The 24,558-nt window shown below is 59.4% G+C and carries 20 protein-coding genes; 9 read left to right on the forward strand and 11 right to left on the reverse strand.

Translation table 11 applies throughout. From position 1 onward, the window contains the following. Window positions 1-257: 257 nt before the first annotated feature. The 4 genes from ACM6IN_RS28665 to ACM6IN_RS28680 all read left to right on the forward strand — a co-directional run bounded on the left by ACM6IN_RS28665 (window position 258) and on the right by ACM6IN_RS28680 (window position 5,341). Window positions 258-1,217: a LysR family transcriptional regulator gene (locus ACM6IN_RS28665; protein WP_034154055.1), complete on the forward strand. Its 960-nt coding sequence runs from the start codon at window positions 258-260 to the stop codon at window positions 1,215-1,217. Window positions 1,218-1,358: 141 nt separating this feature from the next. Beyond that, the gene (locus tag ACM6IN_RS28670) at window positions 1,359-2,720 is read left to right on the forward strand and encodes an MmgE/PrpD family protein (protein WP_414917156.1); all 1,362 of its coding nucleotides are present in this window, start codon (window positions 1,359-1,361) and stop codon (window positions 2,718-2,720) included. 94 nt (window positions 2,721-2,814) lie between these two features. Further along, entirely contained in the window at window positions 2,815-4,050 is a 1,236-nt protein-coding gene (locus ACM6IN_RS28675; protein WP_110718344.1) for an aromatic ring-hydroxylating oxygenase subunit alpha, read from the forward strand. 139 nt (window positions 4,051-4,189) lie between these two features. Continuing rightward, window positions 4,190-5,341 (forward strand): MFS transporter, encoded by a 1,152-nt coding sequence (locus ACM6IN_RS28680; RefSeq protein ID WP_095112145.1) that lies wholly within the window; start codon window positions 4,190-4,192, stop codon window positions 5,339-5,341. Window positions 5,342-5,349: 8 nt separating this feature from the next. Here ACM6IN_RS28680 and ACM6IN_RS28685 read toward each other — a convergent pair whose 3' ends face one another. The 3 genes from ACM6IN_RS28685 to yddG form a co-directional block, all read right to left on the reverse strand. After that, entirely contained in the window at window positions 5,350-5,913 is a 564-nt protein-coding gene (locus ACM6IN_RS28685; RefSeq protein WP_095112144.1) for a hypothetical protein, read from the reverse strand. 18 nt (window positions 5,914-5,931) lie between these two features. Continuing rightward, complete coding sequence (locus tag ACM6IN_RS28690; protein WP_414917157.1) at window positions 5,932-6,864, reverse strand: hypothetical protein; 933 nt, start codon at window positions 6,862-6,864, stop codon at window positions 5,932-5,934. A gap of 91 nt (window positions 6,865-6,955) precedes the next feature. After that, complete coding sequence (gene yddG / locus ACM6IN_RS28695) at window positions 6,956-7,894, reverse strand: aromatic amino acid DMT transporter YddG (protein ID WP_414917158.1); 939 nt, start codon at window positions 7,892-7,894, stop codon at window positions 6,956-6,958. Window positions 7,895-8,176: 282 nt separating this feature from the next. On the opposite strand from yddG, the gene ACM6IN_RS28700 reads away from it, so the two are divergent. Next, a complete protein-coding gene (locus tag ACM6IN_RS28700) occupies window positions 8,177-9,520 on the forward strand; it encodes an MFS transporter (protein WP_414917159.1) in 1,344 nt (447 codons plus the stop codon). Between the two features lie 42 nt (window positions 9,521-9,562). Here the strand turns inward: ACM6IN_RS28700 and ACM6IN_RS28705 are convergent, their stop codons facing one another. Further along, a complete protein-coding gene (locus tag ACM6IN_RS28705; protein ID WP_414917160.1) occupies window positions 9,563-10,678 on the reverse strand; it encodes a Rieske 2Fe-2S domain-containing protein in 1,116 nt (371 codons plus the stop codon). An 85-nt stretch (window positions 10,679-10,763) separates the two neighbouring features. Next, a complete protein-coding gene (locus tag ACM6IN_RS28710) occupies window positions 10,764-11,375 on the reverse strand; it encodes a dTMP kinase (protein ID WP_414917161.1) in 612 nt (203 codons plus the stop codon). Between the two features lie 127 nt (window positions 11,376-11,502). On the opposite strand from ACM6IN_RS28710, the gene ACM6IN_RS28715 reads away from it, so the two are divergent. Both ACM6IN_RS28715 and ACM6IN_RS28720 read left to right on the forward strand, forming a co-directional pair. Continuing rightward, window positions 11,503-12,636, forward strand: a complete 1,134-nt coding sequence (locus ACM6IN_RS28715; protein ID WP_414917162.1) for an alanine--glyoxylate aminotransferase family protein — start codon at window positions 11,503-11,505, stop codon at window positions 12,634-12,636. Window positions 12,637-12,822: 186 nt separating this feature from the next. Then, window positions 12,823-13,944 carry an SMP-30/gluconolactonase/LRE family protein gene (locus ACM6IN_RS28720; protein WP_414917163.1) on the forward strand — a complete coding sequence of 374 codons (1,122 nt, stop codon included), beginning with the start codon at window positions 12,823-12,825 and terminating at the stop codon, window positions 13,942-13,944. A 115-nt stretch (window positions 13,945-14,059) separates the two neighbouring features. On the opposite strand, the gene ACM6IN_RS28725 is transcribed toward ACM6IN_RS28720, so the two are convergent. After that, window positions 14,060-14,569, reverse strand: a complete 510-nt coding sequence (locus ACM6IN_RS28725) for a nucleoside deaminase (RefSeq protein ID WP_414917164.1) — start codon at window positions 14,567-14,569, stop codon at window positions 14,060-14,062. Window positions 14,570-14,600: 31 nt separating this feature from the next. Further along, a complete protein-coding gene (locus ACM6IN_RS28730) occupies window positions 14,601-15,932 on the reverse strand; it encodes a nucleobase:cation symporter-2 family protein (RefSeq protein ID WP_414917165.1) in 1,332 nt (443 codons plus the stop codon). Window positions 15,933-16,146: 214 nt separating this feature from the next. Between ACM6IN_RS28730 and ACM6IN_RS28735 the strand changes: the two genes are divergently transcribed. Further along, a complete protein-coding gene (locus tag ACM6IN_RS28735) occupies window positions 16,147-17,061 on the forward strand; it encodes a LysR family transcriptional regulator (RefSeq protein ID WP_007913252.1) in 915 nt (304 codons plus the stop codon). Between the two features lie 51 nt (window positions 17,062-17,112). On the opposite strand, the gene ACM6IN_RS28740 is transcribed toward ACM6IN_RS28735, so the two are convergent. The 4 genes from ACM6IN_RS28740 to ACM6IN_RS28755 all read right to left on the reverse strand — a co-directional run bounded on the left by ACM6IN_RS28740 (window position 17,113) and on the right by ACM6IN_RS28755 (window position 23,484). Next, window positions 17,113-20,202 (reverse strand): efflux RND transporter permease subunit, encoded by a 3,090-nt coding sequence (locus tag ACM6IN_RS28740; RefSeq protein WP_414917166.1) that lies wholly within the window; start codon window positions 20,200-20,202, stop codon window positions 17,113-17,115. Beyond that, window positions 20,199-21,308, reverse strand: coding sequence for an efflux RND transporter periplasmic adaptor subunit (locus tag ACM6IN_RS28745; protein ID WP_414894277.1), 1,110 nt, complete (start codon window positions 21,306-21,308; stop codon window positions 20,199-20,201). The genes ACM6IN_RS28740 and ACM6IN_RS28745 overlap by 4 nt, the downstream gene beginning before the upstream one ends. Before the next feature lie 324 nt (window positions 21,309-21,632). After that, on the reverse strand, window positions 21,633-22,259 hold the full coding sequence (locus ACM6IN_RS28750; RefSeq protein WP_095112133.1) for a TetR/AcrR family transcriptional regulator: 627 nt from the start codon (window positions 22,257-22,259) through the stop codon (window positions 21,633-21,635). A gap of 58 nt (window positions 22,260-22,317) precedes the next feature. Beyond that, complete coding sequence (locus tag ACM6IN_RS28755; RefSeq protein ID WP_414917167.1) at window positions 22,318-23,484, reverse strand: MFS transporter; 1,167 nt, start codon at window positions 23,482-23,484, stop codon at window positions 22,318-22,320. A 94-nt stretch (window positions 23,485-23,578) separates the two neighbouring features. Between ACM6IN_RS28755 and ACM6IN_RS28760 the strand changes: the two genes are divergently transcribed. Further along, complete coding sequence (locus tag ACM6IN_RS28760) at window positions 23,579-24,484, forward strand: LysR family transcriptional regulator (protein ID WP_414917168.1); 906 nt, start codon at window positions 23,579-23,581, stop codon at window positions 24,482-24,484. Window positions 24,485-24,558: the final 74 nt, after the last annotated feature.

The raw sequence follows: 24,558 nt of genomic DNA on the forward strand, positions 1-24,558 counted from the left end.
TTTATTATTTTTGAGGTCCCAGGAAAAAGGGATGTTTCAAATCTATTAGCATCACCCCGCTTAATCCAACTACATTTACAGGGGCAATTCGATAACGTCGGGTTATCGGTTGCGACGACAGCCATTGCCGAGTGCCGCGTCAGCACCATGAGCGACCGGGTCTATCCCCGCAGCGACGCTCGCGTAGCCCTCCCCGCACGGTTCCGTTACCCTCCTCGCGCTTCGTTGGGGAGCTGTATCGTTAGGAGAGTGTACGAATGAGCAAGCATGTCGACCCTGACACCATCCTGCTGAAAATGCCGTCCTTGAGGGCTGTGAAGGCATTTGTCGCCGCGGCCAAATATGAAAGCTTCACCCGTGCGGCGGAGGCGTTGTGCGTTTCGCAAGCCGCGATCAGCCGGCAGATCCGTGAGCTGGAAAGCTATCTGGGCGCGCAACTGTTTACCCGGGTCGGCCGGGCGGTGGAACTGACGGCCGCCGGTGCGGTGTTCTTCGATGCCGCGCAGCTGTCCTTCGTCAACATCGCCCAGGCTGCCGAACGCATCCGCAGCAGCCAGTCGACCAAGAAGGTCCTCACCGTCTGTTGCTCGCCGGCCTTTTCCGCGCTGTGGCTGTCGAATCATCTGCAGGAGTTCTTCGCCCAGTGCCCGGATATCGAACTCAACCTGATCACTACGCAGAACTTTCTGACCATGGAACCCGGTGTGCAGCCGGACATCTTCATCACCAAGATTTCGCGCATCCGCGACGGTTATAGAAGCTACCCGTTGTGCCACGACGTGATTTACCCGGTGTGCACCCCGCAGTATCTGGAGAAACACCCGGAGATTGCGACGATCGAAGGCGTGCGCGATTCGGCCCTGCTCAACCTGAGTCCCTATGGCCGCTCGCAAGTCGCCGAACATGTCGACTGGGGCGTGTGGCTAGCATTTCAGGCCATCGATATCGATGATCGTCCGCCGAACAGCCCGCAAATCTTCAATGCCAACGACTACAACCTGCTCATCAGCATGGTCCTGACGCATCAGGGCATTGCGCTGGGCTGGAATCACCTGGTCACGGGATTGGTACAGCAAGGTTTGCTGGTACGACCGATCGAGCAACAGGTGCAATTGCGCAATAGCTGGCACTACTTGAGTTGTCGCGAAAGCTCCGAAAACGAAGATGAACTGCGGCGTTTCCGCGAATGGATTCTGGCGAAGTTTCCCCGCCGGTAATCCGCACCGCACCGTCGTCGGATGATTTGGTTATCAATAGCCCGACGAAAATGTTGCTAGAGCGGCACCCTCTCCGTGGCTCATTGTTGAGCTGCGCCGGCCATGATCGGTTCGGCTCAACTCACAGGAAGGGATTGTTGAATGTCACTCTTCGAATTCTGTCGCGACTTTGATTTCCTCGATGCTCCGCTCAAGACTCGTGCAATCGTGCAGGACAGTCTGCTGGATATCGTCGGCGTCATGGCCGGCGCGGCCAGCAATGACACCAGCAGCGCCATGCGGCGTTTTGCCGAACAGCATTACCCGGCGGGCGCCTATAGCAGTCGCCTGATCTTTGCCGGGCAGCGTGTCAACGTGCTCGGCGCAGCCTGGGCCGGCGGGTTCAGCGCTGACAGCCTCGACGCCCATGAGGGCCACTTCAAATCCAAGGGGCATGCCGGTGCCACGGTTGTTCCTGCGGTGCTTGCCCTCGCCGATGCGCTGCATCATCAAGGCCAGTCGATCAGTGGCAATGAACTGCTGACCGCCTTGTGCATCGGTTATGAAGCGGCGCTGCGGGCCGGCTCCGCCTTGATGGCGACTTCGCCGACTTATCACGCATCGGGTGGTTTTTCCGCGCTGGGCGTTGTCTGCGCCGGCGCGCGTTTGCTGGGCTTCGATGAGCCGACATTTCGCCACGCCTTGGGCATCGCCGAGTACTTCAGCGCACGCTGCCCGATGATGCGCGTGGTGCAAGCGCCGACCATGCTGCGCGATGCCCACGGTGCAGGGGCATTTGCGGGATTGAATGCGCTGCTCATGGCCCGGGAAGGCATCACCGGTGCGCCGGCAGAAACAGTTGAAGACGTCACCGTCGCCGAATACTGGAACGACATCGGTGCACGCTGGGAGATCGACAGTCAGTACTTCAAACCCTGGCCAGTTTGCCGCTGGGCACAACCGGCGCTGACCGCCATGCTCGATTTGCTGCGGGAAAACCCTGAGCTTGATACGGATTCGATTGAAACCGTTCGCGTGGAAACGTTCTACGAGTCGATGTGTTTACAGGGCCATACGCCGAGTGATGCCGACCAGGCGCAGTACGCCTTGGCCTTCCCGCTGGCAGCACTGATTGTCCGGGGCAAGGTCGGCCCGGAGGAAGTCACCGGGGCGGCTATTTTTGCTGAAGATATTCTGGCGTTGAGCCGCCGTATCGAAATCGTCGAAGCCGCCGATATCTCGGCCAGATTCCCCGCCGAAATCCTCTCCCGATTGACCATTACCCTGAAGAACGGCGGCGTGCTGGTGAGTCCGGTCACCGCCGCGCGGGGCGATCCCGAAACGGCTTTGAGTGCTGAAGAGCTGAGCCAGAAATTTGATCTGTTCGCCAGCGGTCTCGGTGTAGAGCGCAGTGCCGAGGTGAAAACAGCGATCAAACACATCGCTCAATCCAGTTGCGCCATTACTGCTTTGGAACTGATTTTTCACGCAGTCCCACCACTCCAGTCAGGCCTGCATCGATAACGCCAACGCATGAATTGCCCACAGCAAATGTCGTTTGTGACGTCAGTCCTGGGCCATATAGGCTGAGACCCATGTCGCCTATGGGAGGATAACAATGAACAATAAAGAAAGCGTTTTTGACCTGATTGCACAGCGTAAAGCCTGGCACTCGCTGCCAGGCGCTCTTTACAGCAGTGAAAGCGTTTACCGTCAGGACCTTGAGCAGATCTGGCACAAGGACTGGATCTTCGCCGGCCACACCTTTGAAATCACCAAGCCAGGGCAATATTTCACCCTGCAGATCGGTGACTACCCCGTTGCCGTCGTCCGTGGCAAAGACGGCGAGGTTCGGGCGTTCCATAACGCCTGCCGTCACCGTGGCGCAAAAATCTGCGAGGCCGATCACGGCAAAGTGGCGAAGATGGTTTGCCCGTATCACAAGTGGACGTACGAGCTGGATGGCAACCTGTTGTTCGCCGGCAACATGGGCCAGGATTTCGACAAATCCCAATACAGTCTGAAAAGCGTTCACTGCGAGATCGTCGATACCTACATTTATGTCTGCGTGGCCGCCAAGGCTCCTGATTTCGAAGGTTTCCGCAAAGCCGTCAGCCCTTTCATCGCGCCGCACTATCTTGAAAACTGCAAAGTAGCGTTCGAGTCGAACATCATCGAGAAAGGCAACTGGAAACTGGTCTTCGAAAACAATCGCGAGTGCTATCACTGCGACGGGTCGCACCCGGAGTTGCTGCATTCGTTCGTCGATAACCTGTCGGTGGGCGGCGTCAGTGGCGAAGATGATCCAGAGCTGTCGGCTTACTGGTCCAAGTGCGAGAGCGCCGGACTGCCAAGCCGTTTGGTGATGGATATCAATGGTCAGTTCCGCATGACCCGTATTCCGCTGTCATCCGGCGCCGTCAGCTACACCATGGATGGCAAACCTGCCGTTGCCGGGCGTCTGGACAAGACAACTGAAGCGGACATCGGCGCGCTGCTGTACTTCCACTACCCCTCCACCTGGAATCACTTCCTCGGTGACCACGCGTTGAGCTTCCGGGTGCTGCCGATCAGCGCCACTGAAACCCTGGTCACCACCAAATGGCTGGTACCCGACAGCGCAGTGGAAGGCGTGGATTACGATCTCGAACGGCTGACCAAAGTCTGGATTGCCACCAACGATCAGGACCGCACGCTGGTCGAAGGCACCCAGCGCGGTGTGACCTCGCCGTCGTACGAGCCGGGGCCTTATTCGGAAACCGCCGAGACTGGCGTTTGTCAGTTCGATGACTGGTATTGCGCGACCATGATGGATCGGCTCAAAGGCCCCATCCCTTTGAAGTCTGTTGGCTGATCCGTTCTCCTCACCAGTTCCATCCCTCTTCCCTTCAGCATCCCGACGGATGCTGGAAGGGACTCTTGTGTCTCGAAAAGCTGTTGTTCCGGTTCGTCGCCAAAAAAGCCGGGAGACACCGATAAGGATATCCGCATCAATGAACGCCTCGACATCATCCCTGGCAGCTTATGCAAACTACGGCGAGCGCGTGTCGACGCGCATCGTATTTTTGATCACCGGCATTGTCATGTCGGCTTGGGCGCCACTCGTTCCGTTGGTGAAAGCCCGTACCGGACTGGACGACGGCGGACTGGGCCTGTTGTTGCTGGGATTCGGTATCGGTTCGATCGTCGCCATGCCGTTTGCCGGTTATCTGACTGCACGTTTTGGCTGCAAACCGGTGATCATCTGCTCGACTGTCGCGTTGTGTTCGGTGCTGCCGATGCTGAGCCATCTGACGTGGCTGCCGGGGCTGGCGCTTGCCGTACTGGGGTTCGGCGCCAGCATGGGCATGCTCGATTGCGCGATCAATATCCAGTCGATCATTGTTGAAAAGCACAGCGGCGAAACCCTGCAATCCGGGTTCCACGGGCTTTACAGCGTCGGCGGTATCGCCGGGGCCGGGGCCATGACGGCGATGCTCAGCCTGGGACTGAATCCACTGCTGTCCGTGCTTTGCCTGGTGGCGATTATCCTCGCCGCGCTGTACAAGGCTGCGCCAAGTTTGTTGCCCTATGGCACCGAGAGAGACGGTCCGTTGTTGGCGATGCCACGGGGGATCGTGCTGCTATTGGGCGTCCTGTGTTTCATTGTTTTCCTTACGGAAGGCGCCATGCTCGACTGGAGCGCGGTTTTCCTTGCCTCGCAACGCGCAATGGAACCCAGCTACGCAGGCTTGGGTTATGCCAGCTTCGCGGCGGCGATGACGCTCGGGCGCCTGACCGGAGACGCCATCGTCAGCCGACTGGGTGGCGTTCGCGTGGTAGCGCTGGGCGGGGTCTGCGCGGCGGCGGGCATGCTGGTTTCGCTAGTATTCGATAGTTGGCAGGCGGCATTGCTGGGCTATGCCTTGGTCGGTATCGGATGCTCGAACATAGTCCCGGTGCTGTTTACGGCGGCGGGTCGACAACAGCGCATGCCCCAGCGCACCGCGATTCCGGCGATCATCTCGATGGGCTACGCCGGCATTCTCATGGGCCCAGCGTTCATCGGCATGGTTGCGCATCTCAGTACGCTGGTGGTCGCATTGGGTGGCTTGGTTTTCCTGTTGTTGTTTGTCAGTTACGCCGCGAGATTTTTGAAGGCCTGATGCGCCGGTCACAAGCCTTTGGAACATTGATCGGCTTGAAGGAAATCTTTTAGCGAAGCCTGATAAATGGCCAGTGGTCGTTTCTCGGGCTCAAACAGCGCAAACGGAATCATCACGAGATGGGAAACCGTTGTGGCGCTGACTGAGTAAGTTCTTTGCCTGCAAAAGCCGTTATCTTTATTCAGGGTGAAATCAAACTTGTACAGGTCTGGCCTTGTACACCAACTCGGAATCAAACCAAAACTCAACCCCGTCAAATACTCTTGTGTGCAAGCGCCACCCAATGAAAATTCCGAGACTTTGATTTCCAGTGCAGGGAGGCTCGAGGCTACAGGGCTGGAGCTGTGATCCTGTGCATGTGGAAACATGCTTTTTGTCTGCGCGTAGGCGTCTTTGCCAAGGCGACTGTTTTTCCAGGGAGAGTCTATTTCGTAGCTGAAGCTGGAGATGATTTCCTGGGTTGCGGTTCCAGCGTGTTCGTTGATTGTCGGCACGGTCGCATAGGAGGTACATCCTGAACACAGCATCGCAACACTGACGACAACACATCCATGAGTTATTAAGCGGCGCATTCTAAATTTCAGTCCCCACTATTGATCAGCCATTGCACTGGCGTTTTTCTGGCCTGCTTCGGCCAGCTTCTTTTGCACATAAAAAAGCATCAGCACCGAGTTTCTCTGAGCCTGCCGAGACTGTTGTTCGAACAACGCCACAAGCTCTTCTTCACGCTTGCACCCAGCATTGACATTGCCCTTTGCAAATTCGCAGGTACCGTATTGGCCCCAACCTTTGCGGGCTTCATCGGTGTTTCGCGCGGGGTAAACCCAATATGCGTTCCATGCACCGTCGACGACAGGTTTACCGGCCGCGTCTATCTGCTCTATCGCTTGCAAGGTTGCTGTGGCAGCGGCGTCCAGAAAACGTCGAGGGTTGGCATCGGCTTTATCCGCCTCATCACGAAGCGCCTGACACTGCACGTCAGACAAGTCGAACACTGGCAGCGCTTCAATGCTCTCGAACTCATCAAATGGATCGGAATGATTGCCCGGTAACTTTGCGTGGTAAGCCGGCACCACATGGCCGGGGACGCTCATGTCCTGTATGTAATGCAAAACCCTTCCTGCTTGCTCGTAGACCGCAACCGGGTCGGCATCAGGTTTCACCAGCAGCTCGTTCAGCTTCTTGATGCGTTTGTTGAAAATCGCGTCCAGATTGCGCTGGACCAACCAGAGTGGCTCAAGCTTTTCGTTGCGGTTGTAGAAATGCCAGTGGGTGGCGCGCTGAAGGATCGTCAGCGGGCTTGAGTCTTCTGCATCCGTTCCTTTAGCCAACGCCTCGCCCAACTGCACAGGTAGCTTTACTCCGGGGCAGCGCTGAAACGCCTGCGCTGCTTTTAGCGCGTAGGCCGAATGCAGCTCGGGGGTAAAGGCCATGGCCGGGGTTGAGGGGTTGAACAGCAGTGACAAGCCCAGTACTGCCCAGTAACGGATCGGGGCTGAACGGTCTACCGGGGTGGCTTCCATGCTGTTGCTCTCCATAAACCCGCGTGATTGCGGGAGACTTGCGTTGCGACGCTAATTTAGCATCCGTTAAGGCAGGCCGCTAAGGCCTGTTTCAGTGAGGGTTTTCGCCCACGCTGACCTTGATCGGAGTTGCTTGGGAAACCTTGTGCTGCCGGGTCGCCTGCCAACACAGTAGCGAGCCCACCGTCACCAGCACGGCGCCCTGCCAGAACTGCATCTGCAAACTGACGCCCAGCCACAGCGCGGCGAACGCCGACGACAGCACGGGCGCGGAGTAGGACGCGGTCGCCAGCAAGGTCAGGTTTCCGCGCAGAATGCCGATGTTCCACAGCGCGTAACCGCCAGCCATGGCGATTCCGGCTGCCAGCAGCTCCAGGGAGTTTTCCCAAGTGAATGGCGGAATCTGTTCCTGGCTCACGTACCACTTCCCCCACAGTACGACGGACGTCAGCACAAAAAACAGCACCACCAGATTCTGCCCGCCGGCATAGCGACGCGTGACATTGCAATACAGCGCAAAGGTGATCGCACAGGTCAATGCCAGGCTGTAGCTCAATGGGTTGGACTGAACATTGCGCACAATTCCCGGCAGCGATAAACCCTCGCCACTGACCACCCACAAGATGCCGAAAATCGCCAGCGCGGAGCCCGGAATGATGAACCACCGGGTTTTCTGCCCGTTCATGACGATCGCCAGCACCACGGTCAGGCATGGCCACAGATAATTGACCACACCCAGTTCGATGGCTTGATGGCGATCACTGGCGAAACCCAATGCCAACGACAGGCACACCTCATAAGCGACGAACAATGCGCTGCCGAGCAGCAGATAGAGCCTGGAAGTCGAGCGAATCCGCGGGCGGCCGAGGAACACCAGCAACAGCATGGCGCCCAGCGAATAGATCAGCGCAGCGCCCCCCAGCGGGCCGAAGTGCTCGCTGACGCCTCTGATCAATCCGGCAGCGGTACTCCACAAAACGATCGCCACCAAACCACACACCGTGGCGGCCCGCTCACCTTTGATCAGCATCATGACTCCTGGCACAAAATGGCAAACCGACCGCACAGGCTAACCAGCGCAAGAGGATCAATAAAGGAACATTTTTGCCCTGCAAAGGATGAGCTGTCGTTATGACTCAGCCTTGATTGACCTGCGTCCAACTGTCGCAGCAAACAGCCATTGGAAAATTCCGCACAAGCCTTAGAATCCGCGCGCTCTTGCAGTCGCCGGATCTGGCGACCGAAACGTATCCAACCGCCCTGCCCGTCTGGCGGGCACTTGCACCCCAACATACTTCGGCTTGGCAATCGCATGCGCAGCGGCGCACGTTGCGCTGTTCGTACTCCAGAGGTTTTTATGTCTCCGCGTTTGCTGGCCATGGCGCTGGCGCCCCTGCTCGGGCTGTTCATTGTTGCGCTGGGCAACGGTTTCATGTCGTCGCTGACCACCCTTCGACTGGACGCTGCCGGTGCCTCGACCACGATGATCGGCATCGTTTCATCGGCCTACTTCATCGGCCTGACTTTGGGTGCCGTGTTCAATGACCGCTTGATTCTGCGCATCGGCCATATCCGCGCCTATGGCAGCTTTGCTTCGCTGATCGCCGTGACCATCCTGCTGCAGGGATTGTTTTACGACACCTGGGGCTGGTTCGCCCTGCGCCTGATCAACGGCTGGGCCACGGTCGGCGTGTTTCTGGTGATCGAAAGCTGGCTGCTGCTGGCGGGCGACGCGAAGATTCGCGGGCGCTTGCTCGCGTTGTACATGATCGTCTTGTACGGCGCCGGTGTGCTGGGCCAGGCAACGTTGGGCAAGATCACCGGGCTCAGCGACAGCGCACCGTTCATGGTCGCCGGCATGCTCGCCTCGTTGTCGGTGTTGCCAATCGTGATTCTGCCTCGCGTGTCTCCACTGCTTGATCAGGTCGAGCCGCTCAAGCCACGGCAACTGCTGGGCGTGACGCCGACCGGGCTGGTCGGCTGTTTCGGCTCGGGTGTGACCATCGCGGCGATCTACACCTTGCTGCCGTTGTATCTGCAACGCAGCGGTCTGAATGTCGGTGAAGTCGGCAGCATGATGGCCTGGACGATTCTCGGCGCGATGCTCCTGCAATACCCGGTCGGACGCTGGTCTGATCGCAAGGATCGCTTGCAGGTGCTGACGATTCTGACAGTGGCGTGCACGGTGTTGTCGCTGTTGATCGTCCTGGTGCCGTTGTCCTCGACGATGCTCGCGGTGATGTTGTTTCTGCTCGGTGGCGGCGTATTCGCGCTGTACCCGGTTGCCGTCAGCCATGCTGCTGACCGTGCGCCTGCCGAAGCGTTGGTGCCGATGATTCAGGGCCTGCTGCTGATCAACTCACTGGGCTCGGCGATCAGTCCGATGATGATCTCGCCGGTGATGAATTCGTTCGGCGCCAATGGTCTGTTCTGGGTATTTGCGCTGGTCAATCTGTGCATGGTCACCTTCTTCCTGTGGCGCCGTGGCAAGCGCCCGGTTCCGGCCAATCCCGCGCCGTTTGCAGCGGCAGCCACGTTCTCGCCGACAGGTGCGGAGCTGCGGGTGACCGAAGATTTGCGTCAGGCGGTGCAGGAGCATCCGCCGATGGTGGATGCATTGAGCGGCGAGCCTTCGCCGCAATGTGAGACGCGCTAGGGGTTGCGCCAGTCTGCGCCAAGCGCAGGCTGGCTCGCAGCACTAGTCAGGTTCGTGGGTGATATCCACGAGCGGAATCGGCTCGATCGCCCAAGCGCGAATTTGACGACGTTCGGGGCTGGGTATTGCGCAGGCCTTGCGTCCGGTGAAGGTTCGCGCAAGACGCTCTTCATCGATGCGCCAGCCGCGCTGTTCCAGTGCCTGTACGTCTCGGCGAAAGGCAATCTGCAGCGCGTCGGATTTCAACGAAACCTCCTGCTGAAAAGAGTCCGGCACACGTTCGGGCCTGACGTTTTTCAGCACGGCATGATCTTGTTCGAAGATACGGATATTGCTCGCAATGAACCTGCGATCCAGCAGCCGTGAGCGCAGGAACGTTCTGCCCATCATCCACCAGGTACGCGTGCGATTGGCGTCAATCGGGACATGCGCCGAGACGATGTAGATCCGCCAGCCGTTGGGCAACTCAAGCTCAAGCGTTGTGCACGGACCGGACAGGTGAAACCCCGGAACAGTAACCACACTGACAAACTCGGTGGAGGATTTACGCCGCAGCAGCCCTTTGCGTGCCGGTCTGCGCATGAGCATTTGGGCGCTACCGCTCCACGCATCGCTGTCGACCTCAAATGATTCAATCTCGGGATGATCCGGATCGCCGAAGGTTGAACCATGGACAAACGGTGCATGCGCGAAATCCAGACCGTTTTCGATAATCCGGTCCCAACTGGCCTGCCAGTCAAAGTGGCCCGAGACCACGCGGATGGAGGGATCGTCGATCCAGTCGAGCGTGGGCAATGGTGGACGCTCAGACTCAGGCAAATCACCTAAAAACACCCAGATCCAACCGTATCGCTCCAGCGTCGGGTACGCATCGACGCGGGCCTTTGCAGGAATCCGCAGGTCGGGCTGCGCCGGTATCTGCGTGCAGACGCCATCAGCGCCAAACCGCCAGCCGTGATAGGGACACTGCACGCTGTTGCCAACCTTGCTGCCCGCTGACAGCGAGCCGCCGCGATGCACGCAAATATCCGACAGCACGTGAGCGACACCCGCGTCATCGCGGAACGCCACGAAAGGTTGTCCGAGCAATTGAACCGGCATTAGTCCATCAGTCAGCTGTGACGATGGGAGAACGACATACCAGAGGTTTGTGAGCATCGGGGGCGTGTGATCCGTCAGTACGGTGAGTTCAGGTCAGAGAAATCTGGCATTCAAACTAGATCAGGCGGCGCTGATTCGACAATCAGCCAAGCACTTTATAGATTTCTGCAACTACCTGAGTCGTTGCGGCTTCGATGGTTCCTTCATTGCGGCACAGCACCCAGCCATGATCGGTAACCGCCTGTTCGAACATCTCGCTACAGGTGACGTGCTCTGCGTGTTTCTGGATTACTGTGCCGCCTAGTCCACGCGATCTTGCCGTTGCCCGCGCCCATGAAATATCCGGCGCAGTGACAACGCCGACATGCAGATCCGGCACGCGCACGCCTCGCTCGATGTTCAACTGCAGAATCTCGGCAAACGGCATGCTATGGCGAAATGCGGCGTCCGACGGATACCAGCGGTCGATCAGGATGATGCTGTCCAGTGGCTGTTTGGGCAGCACCTGCTGGGAAATCCAGCGACGGCTATCCGCAAGGCGTTGACACACCGCCCACTCCAGTTCCCGCGACGGATGTCTGGCGAGTTGGTTGACCAAGGCCATGGTTTCGCCGCGGTACGGATCGCTTTTTCTCTCGCAGAGCCGAATGACTTTGTGCTTGTCTGCCCGCAGTGCAGCGGTAACAGCCTCCAGCAGTGTGGTTTTGCCGGTGCCCTTGGGCCCATCCAGAGAAATAAACAGCGGCAGCTTCATGGTTCACGCAATGATTGAGACATTGCCGAGCACTCTAACCTCATTTGCGCAATTCAATGAGCTGATCGCTGCCCTTTGCCTACACTTGCTTGCCAATGATGTTTACCCCTCTGCCAAAGGAGTCACCATGTCCAAGCTCTATCCGAGCATCGATCCCGAGGGATTGGTCGAGTACTCAGTGGTCTACACCGACCGCTCGCTGAACCACATGTCGCAGTCCTTTCAAGGCGTGATGAAGAACATTTCCACGACCCTGAAACAGGTCTACAACGCCGAAGCGGTGGCGGTGGTTCCAGGCAGCGGCACTTTCGGCATGGAAGCGGTGGCGCGACAGTTCGCCACCGACCAGCAATGCCTGGTGATACGCAACGGCTGGTTCAGTTATCGCTGGACCCAGATTCTGGAGATGGGCAACATCCCGGCGGCCACCACGGTGTTAAAAGCCCGGCCGGTCGAGACGGGTCGCCAGGCAGCCTACGCCCCGCCACCTCTGGACGAAGTGCTGGCCGCCATCGCGGCGCAGAAACCGCAGGTGGTCTTCGCGCCCCACGTTGAAACTTCATCCGGGATCCTCCTGCCCGACGAGTACCTGCGAGCCGTTGGCGACGCCGTGCATGCGGTGGGCGGTCTGTTTGTGCTGGACTGCATCGCCTCCGGCGCAATTTGGGTGGATATGCACCAATGCGCCGTCGACCTGCTGATCAGCGCCCCACAGAAAGGCTGGAGCGCCTCCCCTTGCTGCGCCCTGGTGATGTTCAGTGCTGCGGCGCTTGAGCGAATCGAACAGACGCAAAGCAGCAGCTTCGCCTGCGACCTGAAAAAGTGGCTGCAAATCATGCAGGCCTACGAACAAGGCGGACATGCCTATCACGCGACGATGCCCAGCGATTCCCTCGCGCGCTTTAACGACGTGATGAAAGAGACGCAAGCCTACGGGTTCGACAAGGTTCGCGATGAACAACAGGCGCTGGGCGATCGGGTGCGTGCGTTGTTGACCGGCAGAGGTTTCAAAAGCGTCGCCGCTGCGGGCTTTCAAGCCCCCGGCGTCGTGGTGAGCTACACCGATGATGCCGACATCAAGAGCGGCAAGAAATTTGCCCAGCACGGCCTGCAGATCGCCGCCGGCGTGCCGCTGCAATGCGATGAGCCGGCCGACTTCCAGACCTTCCGCCTCGGGCTGTTCGGGCTGGAGAAGCTACAGAATGTCGAGCGCACGGTCAGCCTGCTGGAGCAGGCACTGGATGAGGTGATGGTTGACTAAAAGCTGTCCTTGCCCGCAGGACACGAAGTTATCGCATGCCAATTCTAAGGTGGAGGCCATGATGCTTACTGGCTTCCACTGCTACCTACGCCCATTGGCGTCGCGCAACGAACAACTTGTACGATGTCCTATCACAAGGTATTACTACGTCTCCCCGAAAAAAAATAAAACCACGGAGATCGCTACATGGACTCGTCCCAGTCCGCTCGGCCTGAAAACCTCGACCGAGCGCAAGGCAACACCCGCCGCAGCTTCCTGAAAAAATCCCTCGCCGTTTCCGCCACGCTCGCCACCGTCGGCAGCACCGCACTGACGCGGATCGCCGAGGCTGCCGAACCCTTGAGTCAGCGCTACCCTGATCCACTCATTCACATTCTCGACGACAGCTTCCTTGAACTACGTGTTTTCAACGCCAGTGTTGAAAAACTTGCCACCGGTATGCGCTGGGCCGAAGGGCCGGTGTGGGTCGGTGATGGCCGCTATTTGCTGGTCAGCGACATCCCCAATAATCGCATCATGCGCTGGGACGAAATCACCGACACCTTCACCGTGTACCGCGAACATTCGAATTTTTCCAACGGCATGTGCCGGGATCGCCAAGGGCGTCTGATCGTCTGTGAAGGCTCTACCACCACCAGCGAAGGCCGGCGCATCACGCGCACCGAAGCCAATGGCACGATCACCGTGCTGGCCGACAGCTTCGACGGCAAGCCCTTCAACTCGCCCAACGACATCGTCTGCAAAAGCGACGGATCGATCTGGTTCACCGACCCGCCCTTCCAGACCAGCAACAACTACGAAGGCCACAAGATCACTCCGAGCCAACCCCACGCCGTGTACCGCATCGACGGCGAGAGCAAAAAGGTCACGCGGGTCATCGACGATCTGAACGGCCCCAACGGTCTGTGCTTTTCTCCCGATGAGAAAACACTGTACGTCGTTGAAGGTCGCGCCAAGCCCAATCGCCTGATCTGGGCGATCGCGGTGAAGGACGATGGCACACTCGGCGAACGCCGCAAGCATATCGAAGGGCTGGACTATGCCGCGATCGACGGCATCAAGTGCGACGAAGCGGGCAATCTGTGGTGCGGCTGGGGCGGCAATGGTGACCCCAAGGCCGACCTGGAAAAACTCGACGGCGTGCGCGTGTTCAATTCGCAAGGCAAGGCCATCGGGCACATTTCCCTGCCAGAGCGCTGCCCGAATTTGTGCTTTGGGGGGCGCGAAGGCAATCGGTTGTTCATGGCCAGTAGTCACTCGATCTATTCGCTGTTTGTGAATACTCGGGGGACTACGTTTGCGTTGTAAAAGCGCGGTTCGTCTCGCGATGGATTCGTGAGAATTGCCGCGCATCCGAAGATGCGCGGCATTCAAGCTCGTTTAATGTCCCCGCCTCGCTGGACCTTGTGAAGCGGACAGCAGTCTACGACCAGAAGCCTTTATGCGGTTCAGCCGCCTCGCCCTCCAGCATCGGCCCGAACACACTGACCTTGCGCTGCCCCCTGGCGAACACCTCGCGGCATGGCAGCGAGAACGTCGGGTTCTCCGGGTGGTCCCCCGTCAACCCCAGCAACGCATGCTCCGACAAGGCATAAACCACCCGCCCGATACCCGTCCAATACACCGCGCCAGCGCACATGCAGCAAGGTTCGGCGCTGGTGTACAGCGTGCACAGTTCCAGCTCCTGCGGCGACAGCAGTTTTGCCGCTGCGGCGGCCGCCACCAACTCGGCGTGCTGCGTCGGATCGCCTTCCGGCGGCATCGAGTTATTCCCCGCTTCGACAATCACCTTGCCGTTGCGGTCGGCCACCAATGCCCCGAACGGATGGCGACCGCGTTGTTTCGATGCCTCGGACAAGGCGATGGTCTGGCGCAGCAAGGTCAGATCAAGCTCGCTGACGCCGGCCGGGATGAGCTGAGTGAATTGATTCATGGGTAACTCCTGGGCAGTGGAAAACAAACAGTCAGTCGGCCAGTTCAGCGCCGATGGTTTCGGTCGATTTTTTGTCGTTGTTGAGCAGGATGTTGAGAACGATGGCGGTGATCGCACCGAGGAAAATCCCGCTGTCGAGCACCAGTTTCAACGTCGGACCGACGTGTTCGAACAGCGCCGGAAAGGACATCGGCAGCACCCCGACACTCACCGAAACCGCAACGATGATGCCGTTGCGCGTCCCCTCGAATTGCACCCGTGACAGTTCTTGAATGCCCGCCACCGTGGTCATGCCGAACATCACGATCGCGCAGCCACCGAGCACTGGCGTCGGCACGGCGGCGATCAACGCGCCGAGTTTGGGGAACAGGCCCATCAGCACCATGATTGCCCCGGCGGCGGCCACGACGAAGCGGCTTTTCACGTTGGAAAGCGCGATCAAACCGGTGTTCTGAGTGAAGGCGTTGTAGGGAAAGCTGTTGAACAAACCGCCGAGCATGGTCGACAAGCCGTCGGCGCGGAACGCGTTGCCGAGAGTCTGTTGCGTGGTCGGTTTGCCGGTCAGTTTGCCGATCGCCAAGCAGTTGCCGGTGGTCTCGGCCATGATCACCAGCATCGCCAGGGTCATGATCAGAATCGGCACCGGTGCGAATTCCGGCGCGCCGAAGGCGATCGGCGCACTCAGCTCAAACCACGCCGCTTCGCTGACACGATTGAAGTGAGTCATACCGCAGGCTGCTGCGATCAGGCTGCCGACGAACAGACCAATCAGCACGCTGAGGTTGCCGAGAAAGCCCTTGCATTTGGCGTAGATCACTAGCGTCACGCTGACCGTCGCCAAACCGAGCAACAGGTTCGCGGGATTACCAAAATCCGCCGCGTCGGGATTGCCGCCGCCCAGCCAGATCGCCGCCGCCGGCATTAGCGAGATGCCGATAATGGTGATCAGACTGCCAATCACCACCGGCGGAAAAAACCGCAGCAAGCGGCTGAACACCGGTGCCAGGGCAATGGTGATAAAGCCCGCTGCGATCACCGCGCCGAAAATCTGACTGAGGCCGAATTCCTTGCCGATCATGATCATCGGCGCCAGGGCAATAAACGAGCAGCCCTGAATCAACGGCAGCCGTGCGCCGAATTTCCAGAAACCGAGAGTTTGAATCAGCGTCGCCACGCCAGAGGTCAACAGGTTGGCGTTGATCAGCAACACCACCTGCGCCGAGGTCAGCCCCATCGCGCTACCAAGAATCAGCGGCACCGCCACCGCTCCCGCGTACATCACCAGAACATGCTGCAAGCCAAACGTGAACAACTGTCGCAGTGGCAAAACCTCGTCCACCGGATGAATGCGTTGTGGGGTCATTTCACACGCTCCTGAAGGTGCGGCATCTGTTGAGATCGCGGGCATGCTCAGGGGCGTTTGAAAGTCAGATCGCCCCGGAGATCGTTTGACGCGGGGCCATAGTTGAACGTTTATTGCGATGAACAAAATTAGCAACCATCGCTTTTTTCGATGGCACGAATCTGGCATTGGTTATCTGCTTTAAACCCCCATCCTCGACCCAGGAGTCCACCGCTTGCGCTTCTCACTCGATCAACTGCTGATGTTCGTCCAAGTGGTCAAAAGCGGATCGTTTTCCGCCGCCGGGCGCAAACTGGGCAAGACTCAATCGACCATCAGCGCGGCGATTGCCAACCTCGAAACCGACCTTGGGGTCGACCTGTTCGACCGCACTAACCGCAGCCCCGCTCTGACTGCCAGCGGCCACAAGCTGCTGGTGCAGGCCGAAGCCGTGCTTGAACGCTGCATGACCTTCGAAGCCCACGCCGATTGCCTTTCGGACAACGTCGAAACCAGCCTGACGCTCGCCATTGAAACGCCGTACGGGCCGATCATGCCGGTGCTCAAAGCCTTCGAAGCCGCGTTCCCCTTTGTCGACCTGATCATCCGCCATCCGGTTTACGGCGACGTTAGCGAACTGGTCAGCAGCGGCGAAGCGGTACTCGGTGTGGCGTTCTCACAGCCCGGCTATCCCAAGGAGCTGGCGTTTCAGCAACTGGGCAAACTGATCATGCTGCACGTCTGCCACCCCGAGCACCCATTGGCGCAACTCGACAACGTCACGTTCGACGACCTGCACGTCCATCGCCGACTGGCCTTCAGCGCCCACGCGAGCAAACTGCCGAGCAGCGAATACCTGCGCTCGACCCAGTTGTGGCAAGCGGAAAGCTATCTGGCGTTATTGGAAATGGTCCGCGCCGGGCTCGGTTGGGCCACCCTGCCCCGGCAGCTCGTTCAGCGCGAACTGGCCAAGGGTGAACTGGTGGAACTGCAGCTCTCGGCGTATCCGCATACCGACTGGCAGATTGGTGTCGATTTGCTGTGGGCGCGGCAGCGGCCGCTGGGCAAGGCCGAGCGGTGGCTGAAGGAGAAATTGCAGGGCAACAAGGTGTATGAACTGGATCGCAATGGGCAGATCACCACGCTTTGACGTGGGGACAACAAGGCCCGCCAAAGCGGGCCTCGATTGCAGGCGTTGTCACTACGCCAGTTTGACTGTTTCAGTCTGAGCGTTGTGCTCAGGGCGAATCTTGAACCAGATCGAATACATCGCCGGCAGGAACACCAGCGTAATGATGGTACCGACGAACGTGCCGCCAATCAGGGTGTAAGCCAGCGTCCCCCAGAACACCGAGTGTGTCAGGGGAATAAACGCCAGGATGGCCGCCATTGCCGTCAGCAGTACCGGCCGCGCACGTTGCACCGTGGCTTCGACCACAGCGTGGAACGGGTCCAGTCCTTCCAGCGTGTTGTGATGGATCTGCCCGATCAGAATCAGCGTGTTGCGCATCAGGATCCCCGACAGCGCAATCAGCCCGACCAGCGCATTGATACCAAATGGCTGATTGAAGATCAGCAGCGTCGGCACCACACCAATCAAGCCTAATGGCGAGGTGAGGAAGACCATGATCATCGCCGCGATCGAACGCACCTGCACCATGATGATCAGCAACGTCATGGCGATCATGATTGGCAGCAGGGGCAAGATTGCCTTACCCGCTTTGCCGGACTCCTCGATGGCACCCGCCTGCTCGATCCGGTAACCGGAAGGCAGTGTTTCGATGATCGGCTGCAACTGCTTGAGGATCGCACTCGAAACATCCGGTGGCTGCAAGCCTTCGGAAATGTCGCCACGCACAGTGATCGTCGGTGTGCGATCACGGCGGCGCAGAATCGGATCCTCCATGCGCACATCGACCTCGCCGATCTGCGACAACGGGATGCGTTGCCCCGTCGCGCCGACCAGAGTGAAGCCTTTGATTTGCGCCGGGTTGAGCCTGATATTGCCAGCGGCACGCCCAACGACCTGCACAGAACGAATATCCTCGCGAACCGCTGTGATCGGAACTCCGCTCAGCAGGAACTGCAGTTGCTGGGCAACCGCATTGGAGGTCAACCCCACTGCTTGCAGACGGTCCTGATCGAGACTGAAATGCAAGGTCGGGGTCAGCGATCCCCAGTCAGTGTTCACGGTTCTCATCATCGGGCTGTCTTGCATCACGCCGCGGACCTGCTCGGCGATGTCGCGCAACTTCGCCGGATCAGGCCCCATCACCCGGTAGGCAACCGGAAACGGCGAATAAGGACCAAAGACAATTTGCGTGGCCCTGACTCGGGCCTCCGGCGCGAGTCCTTCGGCAACTGCTTCGCGCAGCCGGAACTTGAGGGTTTCGCGTGCTTCCTGACTGTCCGTGAGCACCACGATTTTGGCAAAAGAAGGATCGGGTAATTCTGGCGCCATCGCCAGGAAGAAACGTGGTGCACCCTGGCCGATATAGGCCGTGACGATTTTGGCCTCATCCTGCTTTTGCAACCAGGCTTCGACCTTGGCGGCCGTGGCGCTGGTCTGCTCGATCGAGGTCCCGTAAGGCATCTGCACCTCGATCATCACCTCGGGACGGTCGGAGGTCGGAAAAAACTGCTTCTTCACCAGCCCCATGCCTGGAACCGCAACGAAAAACAGCGTGACCACCGTACCTGCCACCAGCCATTTGCGAGCAATCACCGCGGTCAGCAGCCGGCGGAAACGGTTGTAATTCGGCGTGTTGTAGATAGCCGCGTGGCCACCTTCGACCTTCTTGATGTCCGGCAACAACTTCACGCCCAGATACGGGGTGAACGCCACCGCGACGACCCAGGAAGCGATCAGCGCAATGCCGACAATCCAGAACATGTTGCTGGTGTACTCACCGGCAGTGGACTGGGCAAAACCGTTCGGCAAGAAACCGATTGCCGTCACCAGCGTGCCGGACAGCATCGGCGCCGCCGTATGGCTCCAGGCGTAGGCGGACGCTTTGATGCGGTCGTAGCCCTCCTCCATTTTCACCACCATCATTTCAATGGCGATGATCGCGTCATCGACCAACAGCCCGAGCGCGAGGATCAATGAGCCGAGGGTGATGCGATCAAAGTTCTTGCCGGTGGCGGCCATCACCACGAACACGATCGCTAGGGTCAACGGCACAGCCGCGGCGACCACCACCCCGACCCGCCAGCCCATGCTGAGAAAGCACACGAGCATGACCACCAGCAGCGCGACAAAAAACTTGACCATGAACTCGCCGACAGCGGAGTCGATATTGACCGCCTGGTCGGTGACTTTGGCGAGGGTCATGCCCAATGGCATTTGCGCATTGATCCGCGCGGTCTCCGCATCCAGCGCCTTGCCCAGATCCAGACCGTTCCAGCCCTCGCGCATCACCACGCCCAGCAGCAAAGCGTCTTCACCGTTATTGCGCACAACAAAAGTGGCCGGGTCTTCATAACCGCGTTCAACCGTCGCCACATCAGAGAGCTTGAGTGTGCGGCCCTGCACGGAGACCGGTGTGTCGCGAATTTTCTGCACCTTGTCGAAAGCACCGTCGAGACGCAGAAACACCTGTGGCCCGTTGGTTTCGATGGAGCCGGCGGGCGTCAGCACGTTCTGACTGTTCAGCGCGGCGAAGATGTCCTGCGGTGACAGGCCGAGGGTCGCCAAGCGGTCATGGGAAAATGAAACGTAGATGCGCTCGGCTTGCTCACCGATGATGTTGACCTTCTTCACACCCGGCACATGCAGCAGACGCTGGCGCATGGCTTCGGCATCACGCACCAGTAAGCGCTGCGGCTCGCCCTTGGCTTTCAAGGCGAACAGCGCGAAGGTCACGTCGGAAAACTCATCGTTGACCATCGGCCCGATAACACCGGCCGGCAGCCTGATGGCTTCATCGTCGAGCTTCTTGCGTGCTTGATAGAACTCTTCCTGCACTTGCGACGGCGGCGTGCTGTCGAGCAACGACACCATCGTGAACGCCAGTCCAGGGCGAGTGTAGGTTTCCGAGCGGTCGTACCACTTGAGTTCTTGCAGGCGCTTTTCAAGGGGTTCGGCGACCTGATCCTGCATCTCTTGCGCAGTCGCACCGGGCCACGCGGTAATGACCGTCATCTGTTTGACCGTAAACGGTGGATCCTCCGCACGTCCCAGTTGAAAGAACGACAACGTCCCCGCAACGGCAATCAGAAAGATCAGGAACACGGTGATCGCCCGCTCACGAACCGCGATGGCCGAAAGGTTGAAGCGCCCCTGGCTCATGGGCGACTCCCGGCAACGCTGGCTTCGCTCTGCTGTGGCAATCGCACCTCTTCGCCATCGCGCAGCAGATGGGCGCCCAACGCTACAACCTGCTCACCGGCAGTGAGGTCGCCGGCGATACGGGCCGAATCATCGCTCAACCCCAGCACCTTAACCGCTCGCCAAGCCACCTTTGCCGGTGTTCCGGTGATCACCCACACACCGGGTCCTTTGCCCGGGTCGTAAATCGCGGCGATGGGGACTTGTAACGCCTGTGTCTGGGAGGCGCCCTCGGCAATGCTGAGGGTGACAGTCGCACCGATCGGCGCATTGGCCAGCGGCCCCTCAAGCACATAGCGCGCTTCGAATGTGCGCGTCGTGCGGTCTGCGGAGTCCGAAAGCAGCCGCAGTTTTGCCGTCACCGCCGCTGAATTGACCCCGTAGAGGCTGGCTTGTGCGGTGGAACCGGCTGCCGGACGCAACGTTTCGGGCAGATGCACGATGGCTTCGCGCTGACCTGCGCGCGCCAGTCGAACCACCGGTTGTCCCGGGCTTACGACTTGTCCAGGTTCAGCGAGTGTTTCCACTACCACGCCGTCCGCATCAGCAACCAGCAACGCATAACCTGAAGCGTTACTCGCTACGTCCGCTTGCGCCTGCGCGGCGTTGAGCTGCGCCTTTGCAGTCTCCGCAGCGGCTCTGTACTGGTCGTAGGCTGATGCCGAAATGGCGCCAACGCCGACCAGTTTGCGATAGCGAGCCTCGTCGTCGGCTGTCTGTTTGGCGCTGGCGCGAGCCGCTATGACCGCCGCCTGCTGCGCCCGCGCTTGCAGTCCAAGGTCGATCGGGTCAAGACGCATCAGCGGCTGCCCTCGCTTGACGACCTCCCCCGTATCAACCAGACGTTCGAGCACTTTGCCCGACACGCGAAAACCCAAGTCGCCCTGAACGCGCGCCGCGACCACTCCGGTGAAAGAACGAGCGACATCGGGTGACGCTTGAACCGCAGCGGATCTGACCAGCGGCGCCTGTGTACGGGGATCTGCAACGCTGGAAGATTCGCCACAGGCGCTCAGGGCGAGAGGCAGCAAGCATGCGGCAATGGGGAAAGGTCGGAGCCGGCGCATAGATTCCCTTACTGAGGAATAGGATGATCATCATATTCTCAGCCTTGTGACCAATATCGTCAATGGTCACAACCTGAGAAATAACTGCATCCTGGCCATCAGCAACATCGGACTACGGATCGACTGACAGGCCTGACTCGCTATTGCTAGGTAACCTGGCATCTAGACTTGTATGTAGCCATATCACTCATATGACCAACTCCGCTAATGGTCACTTCCAGTTGGATGTATAGCTCTCCCGCCGCTCATGTGCAGGGAACAGGAACCATGATAAGAGGATGTCGCCTTGAATTGACTCGCCTGAAAATTCTGCTCAGGGAAGGGTCAAGGCATGAGGCTGCGCAGGATGAGATTGGTGGTCAGCGTGGGCGCTTGTTCGATCAAATCCAGATTGTGTTGCAACAGCAGCGGGTTGACGAAAGGTCGCAACGCCAGATTGATCGCCTCGACCGTCTCGTCCAGCGGCGTCTTGCGCTCGAACTCCCCCGCTTCTCGACCATGGCGCACGATATCGAGGATAAAACCCTTGATCTGCGCCTCATACACCTGGGCACTGTTCCAGCGCTCCGAAGCGGAAAACGCCGCGATGTCGTATAGCTTGCGGTCGTTGAAGAACAGGTCCACGCCGGTGGCAATCACGGTTTTGACCAATCTGCGCAAACGCTCGGTCGCTGAAACCTCTTCGGTATTAACCGCTTGTTCGACTGCTGCAGCGATCTGGCCCAAGCAGTTGGCGCAAATGGCCTCGCCAATCGCCTGCTTGGAATCAAAGAACTTATAGATGTAGGCCTTGGAAAAACCGATGGCCTTGGCCAGGTCGGAAACCGTGGTTTTACCGTAGCCGTATTGGCTGAAGTGCTCATTGGCCGCGGCGACAATCTGGTCACGAATGTCGTGTTCGGCGGGGCCGCGAGTGCTCGGCGAGGAGGTAGATAGGGATGGCTGATTCATGGGGGCAGCTTACTCATCCTCTCGAATACTGACAACTCGCCGAGCATTGTTGAACGTGTTACACCACGGCGGCTTCAACCGTTCTGGAGCGCCACGCAAACGCCAACACCATCAGCAGTCCCAGGCCCGCCATTGCCGCGCCGGCCAGGGAGATCGCCGGATAACCCAGCCCGCTGCTGATCACCGCGCCGCCCAGCGCCGCACCAATCGCATTGCCGAAGTTGAAGGCGCCGATGTTCACCGCCGAGGCCAGATTGGGCGCGTCCTTCGCCGCTTCCATCACACGCATCTGTAGCGGCGGCACCAGGGCGAAGCTGGCGATACCCCAGATCAGGATGGCCACGGCGGCCGGCAGCGGCCAGCGCATCAGTACGGTGAACGCCAACAAGACCAGAATCAGCACGCTCAACGAGACGATCAGGGTGCGATCGATTGAGCGGTCAGCGGCCTTGCCGCCCCACATGTTGCCCAGTGTCAAACCGACACCGTAAAGCATCAGCATGGCGGTGATGAAGGCGGTGGACGCATGGGTCTCGCTGCTGAGGATCGGCGCGATGTAGGTGAAGACGGTGAACATCGCGCTCGAGCCGACGACGGTCAGGGACAGCGCGGCCAGCACGGGGCCGCGCCCCAAGACGCGGATTTCCGCCATGACACCGACACTTTGCGGCGCGCGCACGTTGGGCAAGGCGAACCACAACGCGACCATCGTCACCACGCCGAGGCCGGTAATGCCCCAGAACGCGGTGCGCCAACCAAACATTTCGCCAAACCAGGCGGCCAGCGGCACACCGCCGATGGTCGCCAAGGTCAGGCCCATGAACATAGCAGCAACCGCCCCGGCACGTTTTTCCGGGGCGACCAGGGTGGCAGCGACGACGGAGCCAACGCCAAAGAAGGCACCGTGGTTCAGTGAGGTCACGACCCTGGCGACCATGAGGCTGTAGTAGTCGGTGGCCAGGGCTGACATCAGATTACCCAAGGTGAAAATCGCCATGAGCCCGATCAGCAGATAGCGCCGGGGAATCTTGCCGGTGGTCAGGGTCATCAGCGGTGCACCGAGCAATACGCCCAACGCATATGCACTGACCAGCAAACCGGCAGCGGGAATGGAAACACCCAGATCCGCAGCGATACCCGGCAACATGCCCATGGGGGCGAATTCTGTAACGCCGATGCCGAAAGCACCGATGGCGAGTGCAACAAGTGGTGGATTGATACGCATGGAGAGCTCCTTATCTATGCCGCCAATGCTACGATCCCGTCTTTTCAGGCGGTAGATAGCATTTTTGGCAATCACCTTTGCTTAGGAGGCACAAGTGGATTTCAACGGCAGGTCAGGTGAAATGAGCGTGTTCACCACCGTCGCGCAGGAAGGCAGCCTGTCGGCCGCCGCGCGTGCACTGGGCCTGACACCTTCGGCAGTCAGCAGGATCATTGCGCGCACCGAGCAACGGCTTGGCACTCGCCTGCTGCTGCGCACCACCCGGGCGATCACCTTCACGGCCGAGGGCGAAGCGTTCCTGCGCGGCGCCCGGCGTATCCTCGCCGACATGGACGAGGTCGAAGACGCCATCGCCGATCAAGGCGTGCCCAAGGGGCGATTGCGGGTCAGTGCCGCCCTTGGCCATGGCCGTCTGGCCATCGTTCCGTTGGTCGCAGCCTTCAGCGCCCGCTACCCGAACATCGTCGTCGACCTCAGCCTCGGCGACGAAGTGGTCGACATTCTCGGCGGCCAAGCCGACGTCGCGATCCGCTTTGGCCATCTGCCCGACAGCCCGCTGACCGCACGCAGAATCGGCACCACCGGCCAGGTCGTGGTGGCATCGCCCGAGTATCTGCAGCGTCACGGCGTCCCGCAGGAACCGGAAGACCTGCTCCAGCACAACTGCCTGCGCTTCAATTTCAAGCGTGCCGAACCCAACTGGCCATTCATCCGCGATGGCAAAGCGTTTTCCCTGAAGGTCAGCGGCAACATCGAATGCAGCAGTGGTGAAGCGCTGGCACAATTCGCGCGAGTGGGCGCCGGCATTGCCCGTATCGGAGAGTTCAGCGTGAGCGAGGACCTGCAGCGTGGCGACCTGATTGCGCTGTTGCAAACCTGGAACCCCGGCGACCAGGAACCGATTCATGCGGTGTTCGTCGGCGGCGCGGCGATGCCGGCGCGGGTGCGCTTGTTCGTCGACTTCTTGCTGGAGAATCATCGGATGTCAGCGCAGGTATAAGCTGATATGTGCGCAGCGGTTGCGGATAATTCGGCGCGGGCGAATGACATCCCGAACACAAGGTGCGGAGCAAG

The sequence above is a fragment of the Pseudomonas sp. IT-P395 genome, from assembly GCF_949767675.1.
GTDB lineage: Bacteria > Pseudomonadota > Gammaproteobacteria > Pseudomonadales > Pseudomonadaceae > Aquipseudomonas.